At 68.5% G+C, this 3,715-nt stretch carries 4 protein-coding genes; 3 read left to right on the forward strand and 1 reads right to left on the reverse strand.

Annotated elements, in window-relative coordinates; all coding sequences use genetic code 11:
- Positions 1 to 400 precede the first annotated feature (400 nt).
- Positions 401 to 859, forward strand: coding sequence for a transposase (locus tag BZY54_RS55690; RefSeq protein ID WP_244217539.1), 459 nt, complete (start codon positions 401 to 403; stop codon positions 857 to 859).
- Here the strand turns inward: BZY54_RS55690 and BZY54_RS38610 are convergent.
- Entirely contained in the window at positions 846 to 1,442 is a 597-nt protein-coding gene (locus BZY54_RS38610) for a TetR/AcrR family transcriptional regulator (protein ID WP_086730024.1), read from the reverse strand. The genes BZY54_RS55690 and BZY54_RS38610 overlap by 14 nt on opposite strands.
- Before the next feature lie 102 nt (positions 1,443 to 1,544).
- On the opposite strand from BZY54_RS38610, the gene BZY54_RS54025 reads away from it, so the two are divergent.
- Complete coding sequence (locus BZY54_RS54025; RefSeq protein ID WP_279634743.1) at positions 1,545 to 2,243, forward strand: MFS transporter; 699 nt, start codon at positions 1,545 to 1,547, stop codon at positions 2,241 to 2,243.
- 283 nt (positions 2,244 to 2,526) lie between these two features.
- Positions 2,527 to 3,465 carry an alpha/beta fold hydrolase gene (locus BZY54_RS38620; RefSeq protein ID WP_086730025.1) on the forward strand — a complete coding sequence of 313 codons (939 nt, stop codon included), beginning with the start codon at positions 2,527 to 2,529 and terminating at the stop codon, positions 3,463 to 3,465.
- The last annotated feature ends 250 nt before the right edge of the window (positions 3,466 to 3,715 follow it).

The following is a 3,715-nucleotide window of genomic DNA, read 5'->3' on the forward strand; positions in this document are numbered from 1 at the left end:
CGAGGGCGACAATCCAACGACAGTCCCGGTCAAGCGAACTGACAGCTCAGCACTTCCCCATCGCACAGCTACACCCATCTCGCTTTTCCTGGCATGTCATATCAGGAACAGCTTCTACGCACGCCCTGCGACTTTACTCACCTGCCAAGTCGGACTCGGCATACCAACCATCGCGGCATCTGGTCCCTGAGCAGTACGGCCCCTGACAGTCCGTGTATGAGCTGTTCTGCCGCTGGCAGCTCGCCAGGACCTGTGCCCTTTTCGTGGCCGCGCTGCAGGCCCTGGCCGACGAGGCCGGNNGGCACGCAAGGACCCCGGCGGGCAGAAGGAGCCGCTCGGCCCCGAGCCGGCGGACCACGGCCTGGGCCGCTCTCGCGGCGGGCTGACCAGCAAGTTCCACCTGGCCGTCGGCCAGGGCCAGAAGCCCCTGGCGGTCATTGTCACCGCGGGCCAGCGGAGCGACAGACCGCAGTTCACCCCCGTCCTGGGCAGGATGCGCGTCGCCAGGCTGCACGGCGGCCGGCCCCATGCCCGGCCGGACCGGGTCCTGGGCGGTAGGACGTACGGGTCGAGGGCCAACCGCCGGTACCTCCGGCTGCACGGGATCCGGTGCACCATCCCGGAGAAGAAGGACCAGATCGCGAACCGGAAGAGCAAAGGCAGGCAGGAGACCGCCCGTACGCGTTCGACAAGGAGAAGTACAAGCAGCGGCACGCCGTGGAATGCGGGATCAATCGCCTCAAGCGCAACCGGGACGTCGCCACCCGCTATGACAAGCTCGCCGTCCGCCTGGAGGCCACCCTCCACGTCGCCTTCATCGGCGAGTGGCTCCGGCCCCTGGTCTCCTAAACACGCCTAGTTGCGCGCAACGCTTGCGAGAGCGCGTCAATGGTCACGCCCACTATGGCCAGGAGCTGCGCCGGGCTCGCCCCGGCTCTGCTCATGACGGCGAGAGACTGGTTCACGGCCGCCGCGTGTTCAGCGAAGGCATCGGCGTCCTGGTCGGTCAATCGCCCGGCCTTCAGCGCGGCACGCAGGCGCAAACGCTGGAAGCCGAGCGCCTCCTTGGCGTGCGCCGCGACGGCCGGGCTCAGCACCGGAATTGCCATGGCCGACTGGGCAATCAGGCATCCATCAGGCAGTTCGGGATCGGCGATGCGCCCGAGGGTGACGTCGAAGAACGCACGAACAGCTGCAAGTGGTTCCGAGGCTGCACACGACAGGGCGGCGTCGTACTTGTCGCCGTAGCGCGCGGCGTAGCGATCCAGGCAGCGCAGGAAGAGCGTGTCCTTGTCGCCGAGCGAGGAGTAGATGGAGCTGCGGTTCAGGCCGGTTGCCCGTGACAGGTCGTCCACTGAGGTGTCGGCGTAGCCGGCGCGCCAGAACTGGATCATCGCGGCGTCGAGTGCCGTGTCCATGTCGAACTGCTTCTTGCCTGCCACGTGGCACTTCCTTGCCGGTGTGTCGATGTCTATGGGCTGTGCTGCACACCATTCCATCTTGAACTGAATAGTTCAAGATGTGCTATGTTTGCAGACATGATCATGACCGCGGGCCCACCGCAATCCGAGAAAGCGCCACGGGCACGCCGCCTGGTCCCGGCCTCCGCCGCCGTCCTCATCTACACCATGGTCATGGCTGGCAGGAATCTGACCGTTCCGCTCTACGACCTGTGGGCGTCGAAGTTCGCCTTCGGGCCCGTCACCACAACCCTCGTCTTCATCGCCTACGTCATCGGCGTCGTTGGCATGCTGCTCGTGGCCGATTCACTGTCCGACGCGAGCGGACGCCGCCCCGTCCTGACGCCGGCGCTCACGCTCACAGCGGTCAGCACCCTCGGGTTCGCACTCGCCAACGGCCTGACCGTCCTGGTGTTCTCGCGGGTCCTCAGCAGCGCGGCAACCGGTCTCATCACCGCGACGGCGACGTCGTCGATCGTGGAGATTGTGCCCGGCCGCACGACCGCAGCGGTGCCGGCCACCGCCGCCAACGTCGGCGGCCTGAGTCTCGGTGTCATCGGCGCGGGCCTGCGGAGTTCGTCCCGGCGCCGACCCGCACCGTGTTCTGGTGCTACCTCGGCGCCTGCGCGGCGGCGGGCTTTGCCTGGCTGGCAGTCCCCGAGACCGCAGGGCCGAGGACTCGCTGGCGGCCCCGCGTCCGCCGCCCGGCACGTCCCGGCGGCGCGGGCCGGGCCCGCTCGTTCGCCGCCAGCGGCGTGCTTGTGGCCGGGGCCTCGGGCGTGAACGGTTTCTTCTCGTCGCTGGCCCCGGCGTTTCTCCCACGGCCTCGGCGTCACGGACGCCCTGAGCGAACCCGGCAACCGCGCCGAACTCAGCGCGACGTATTTCCTGTTCGTCTATTCCGGCCTCGTCGGCCCCGTCCTGCTGCTGGGCGTCCTCGACCAGATAGCCGGGACCCGGATCTCCAGCATCACCCTGACTGGTCTCGTCATCGTCATCGTGCTCGCGGGCCTGGCCCTGGGGTGTAGCACCGAACCAGCAAACCCCACGCCAATGGAGGATTCCCGTGACTGACCCTGCGACCACCACTCAGCATGTCTCCGAAGCCAACCCTGTCCGCCACCTGCCCCTGCACGACCTGGACGGGTTCACCCACCGCTGGGTCGACGCAGACGGCGTCCGCCTTCATGCCGTCGAAGGCGGCCAGCCGGCCGGCCCGGCTGTCGTCCTGCTCGCCGGGTTCCCGCAAACCTGGCGGGCCTGGCGAAAGGTCATGCCCAGTCTCGCCGACCGTTTCCGCGTCATCGCGATCGACCTGCCGGGCCAGGGCCACTCCGAGCGCCCGGAGCGCAGCTACGACACCCACACGGTCGCCGCCCACGTCCACGCCGCCGTAAAGGCACTCGGAGTGTCGGCTTACTGGCTGGCCGCCCATGACATCGGCGCCTGGGTCGCCTTCTCCCTCGCCCTCAACTACGAGAGCCAGCTGCGTGGGGTCGCCCTGCTCGACGCCGGAATCCCCGGCATCACCCTCCCGGAAACGATTCCCACCGACCCGGCCCGGGCGTGGAAGACCTGGCATTTCGCGTTCCACCTCGTGCCCGACCTGCCTGAGACCCTGCTCGCCGGCCGCGAACGGGACTATGCTGGCTGGTTCCTGAAAACGAAGGCCATCTCTCCCGATGCGTTCGACGACGCCGACCTCGACCACTACGCAGCGGCGCTCGCCGCCGACGGCGGCCTCCGCGCCTCCCTCGCCTACTACCGAGACGCCGCCGAGTCGGCGCGCAAGAACCACCAGGCGCTCAACCGGAAGCACCTGACCGTGCCCATCCTCGGAATCTCCAGCAGCCACGGCTCCATCCCGGACATGGCAGCCTCCATCAGTCCATGGGCCGACAACACCACCGGAGTCGTCGTGCCCGACGCCGGGCACTTCATCCCCGATGAGCAGCCCGAAGCCGTCGCTGCCGCTATAGCCGGCTTCATCGCCGGCGGCGACTGACGCCGCTCAGACCTGCCCGGCGCGCACCCGCCCAGGCGCGCGGTCGCCGGGACGCCCTCGTCCTGGCGGCCCTCCGGGCAGAAACGGTCGTCCTGGCGCGGACGGGCCGCCGGCCGCCTCGTCCTGAACTGCCCGACCCATGGCAGTCCCTGTCCCGGATGCGCCTGCTGCTGCGGCGGGTCCATAGCCGCTGGCCCTTAGAGGGCGTTTAGTTTAGGACGATTGCCCCTTAGAAGGCTTCTCGAAACCG

It is taken from the genome of Streptomyces carpinensis, assembly GCF_002154505.1.
GTDB lineage: Bacteria > Actinomycetota > Actinomycetes > Streptomycetales > Streptomycetaceae > Streptomyces > Streptomyces carpinensis.